At 33.6% G+C, this 3,058-nt stretch carries 4 protein-coding genes; all 4 read left to right on the top strand.

What is annotated here, in order from left to right:
* On the top strand, nucleotides 1-365 hold a 365-nt coding region (gene fldA / locus F6K22_RS37270; RefSeq protein WP_293109799.1), incomplete at its 5' end, for a flavodoxin FldA.
* Nucleotides 366-629: 264 nt separating this feature from the next.
* Nucleotides 630-1,373, top strand: coding sequence for an alpha/beta hydrolase (locus F6K22_RS37265; RefSeq protein WP_293109797.1), 744 nt, complete (start codon nucleotides 630-632; stop codon nucleotides 1,371-1,373).
* Nucleotides 1,374-2,038: 665 nt separating this feature from the next.
* Nucleotides 2,039-2,389: a hypothetical protein gene (locus F6K22_RS37260; protein ID WP_375340232.1), complete on the top strand. Its 351-nt coding sequence runs from the start codon at nucleotides 2,039-2,041 to the stop codon at nucleotides 2,387-2,389.
* Between the two features lie 393 nt (nucleotides 2,390-2,782).
* Nucleotides 2,783-3,058 (top strand): cyclic nucleotide-binding domain-containing protein (locus F6K22_RS37255; protein ID WP_483244193.1); only part of this gene is annotated, 276 nt, incomplete at its 3' end.

Raw genomic sequence — 3,058 nt, 5'->3', positions numbered from 1 at the left:
ATTTAATTGTTGCCAGTCCTACCTGGAATATTGGTGAACTACAAAGTGACTGGGAAGGTTTCTTTGATGAACTAGATAATATCGATTTCAAGGGCAAAAAAGTTGCCTATTTCGGTACAGGAGACCAAATAGGATATGCTGATAATTTTCAAGATGCCATAGGTATGTTAGAGGAAAAAATCTCTAGTTTAGGAGGTACTACTGTTGGGCATTGGTCTACAGATGGTTATGATTTTACTGAATCTAAAGCAGTCAAAAATGGCAAATTTGTAGGTTTAGCTTTAGATGAAGATAATCAAGCCGAATTAACAGAAGAACGGATCAAAAAATGGGTAGCGCAACTAAAAACAGATTTTGGTATTTAGTCTGATTTAACCAGCAAAGTTGTCAGATTTGACTACAATTGATTAAGTCAGAAAAATTCCTTTAACTTTCAAAACTTCTAAGAGAAGGAAGCTTTCTGAAAAAACGGAAAGAATATTTGAGCAATATCTAGTTGAGACTAAAAAAAATCTACTAGAAAACCTCAAGATATACTTCTAATTTCAGATACTTCCTTCTCCAAAAATTATTATCTACTCAAAGGTACTATTTATTAGTATCTTAATAACTTAGGAGAATCAAGAGCAATGTCTAAAATTCCAGATGTATTATGGTTAAATACTAGCCCTAGTCTACAAGTTTTTAATCAGCGATTAATTCGTTACTTATCTAGAAAAGTTTTAATTGCAGAATGGGATTATTTGCAAACTCCCGACGATCCTTGTGTTCTAGATATAGCTGTAACTTTACTTCATGATTATCTCAAATCTTTAAATAAACCCATTCATCTTATTGGTCATAGTACAAGTGGATTAGTAGGATTAATATATGCTCGTAAATATCCAGAAAGAGTGAAATCTTTAACCTTATTATCTGTAGGAGTTCATCCCACAGTTGATTGGCAAGCACATTATTATGTACATCGCCATCTTTTACCTTGTAGTCGGGAAATAGTTTTGACGAATATGGTAAAAAGTTTATTTGGTGAACAAGATAGAAAAATTACTCAAAATTTAGTCAGAATATTGGAGAGAGATTTAGATTTATCTCCATCTCCTCATTCATTATTAAAACGCCAAAGTATGATTCCCAGAGAAGTTCCTGTACCTTTAATGGTATGTGGTAGTAATGATGATGCAATTATCGATCCTAATTTAATTCAAGGATGGCAACCATTTTTAAAACCAGAAGATCGGATTTGGGAATGTCCTGAAGGTCGTTATTTTTTCCATCATTTTTCACCTCTAAATGTAGCAAGACCACTTCTAGAATTTTGGCAAGAAAATAGCTTAGTATTATCAGATATTACTCCACAAGTAATAGCAAGTTAAATGTTCTATTACTGATATTTTTATAGTAGTTAATTCAGAATATAATCATGGCTAATTATGGCTTACCGATCAAATATAAAAGTATTTGGAAATGAAAGCTAAAGCCTTTTTAGGTAACCATTTAGCAGTCAGCTAACAGCTATGAGCTATCAGCCATTAACTCATTATTTTCTCAGGAGGAATTAGTCTCTAAGGAGAATTAAAATTTCGACACGAAAAAGATAGTAAGTTATTACGTTCATGTATCTGAATGCTGTTTACGGAGCATTCTGGGACGTAAATCCTAATAACTGAATGCTTACTTTTTAGTGCTAAAAAAGTTCTATATTTTAGAAGAGAATTGCTCAAAATGTGATGATTTTAGCAGACAATGTAGAAAAAAATCTCAGACGATTCTTCCTTCTACCTCCTTTGTAATTCCTATTTATCCTGTACGTCGCTAATCCGACGACTACCCACTGCTCCCCTCACACCTCAGACTTTTTTAGCAAACCCTAATTAGTTACTAATTTTAAGAAGAAAATAGTGTATTATTTGACATTATTTTTAACTTCTAAACGCTATAACTAATAGAGTTAGCGATCGCTTCAGTTGTTGGATAGTTACATTACTACCTCTAACTAGGAATTTTTCACGAAGCATTCATTCACTATATAGTTGAAACTATGATTAATTTCCTCCCTGAAGAAATACTTCAAAGCATAGCTCGTACCATTTTTATGATTGGTATGATATCACTAATTACTATAGGTTTGCGTAATTTTTATTTAACGTTTCAGTCAGGAATAAATTATGTTAAACGACTGCATCAAATTCCCTGTAGTCGCTGTACATTTTTTACAAATGATTATCGTTTAAAGTGTACTGTAAATCCTTACAGCGCTCTTACCGAAACAGCAATAAATTGTAGTGACTATGAAGCAAATAATAATCTTGTAAAACCAGCATTACAAGTCTGTGAAGCTAATTCAAAATACTCCCATTCCCAACCGACAAACCCAACAACTCGCAATTAACTTACTCAAAAAAAATTAGCTGAGAAGTAACTGTTGCATAGTCAACAATATATAAGCATTTCCTGCGGAATGCTGCGCATTCATGTCGCGCAGCGTTTTCCTACGGAAAATGAAAAACGAAGTTGTGCGGTAGTAAAACAGCTATTAGCTATTAGCAGTCAGCAATAAAAATAAATCACAAATAGGGCAATTCAGTATAGACAATTTGTAGAGGTGGTCTGGTAGATAACTCAGTTGATCCGATCTGCTTTTCCCTATACTTTTAATTCTTCTAACTTCACTTATCCTTATGCTAGTAACTGATAGCTGTTAACGTAGTTCATCCCCAGGAGGCTGACTGACAGCTGTTTGCTGGGAAAATACAGATTCTGCAACATAAATAGGAGAAGAAAAGTGAGCTTAAATTCAGTAATTACTGCAGTCCCTAAATTAAAGAGCCATCAATTTAAACGCCGTCAACTAATACCATTAACAGATGTATTATTGTGGCGAATAGATTCTGGAATAGTTCGTACTCTGACCAAGAATGAAGAACAAAATACGATTACTCTAGGATTTTGGGGTCAAGGAGATATTGTTGGTCAACCTCTATTTCCTTCTTATCCTTATCAAGTTGAATGTTTAACTATTGTGGAGGCAAGTATTTTACCAAGGGGTTATTTTTATGCT

Source organism: Okeania sp. SIO2F4 (genome assembly GCF_010672385.1).
In the GTDB taxonomy this organism is placed as follows: Bacteria; Cyanobacteriota; Cyanobacteriia; order Cyanobacteriales; family Microcoleaceae; genus Trichodesmium.
This window is presented reverse-complemented; position numbering and strand designations above follow the sequence as displayed.

What these genes read in the sequence shown, in the direction of transcription:
- F6K22_RS37260 (WP_375340232.1), top strand. Translation starts at nt 2,039, where the DNA reads ATGATTAATTTCCTCCCTGAAGAAATACTTCAAAGCATAGCTCGTACC.
- F6K22_RS37265 (WP_293109797.1), top strand. Translation starts at nt 630, where the DNA reads ATGTCTAAAATTCCAGATGTATTATGGTTAAATACTAGCCCTAGTCTA.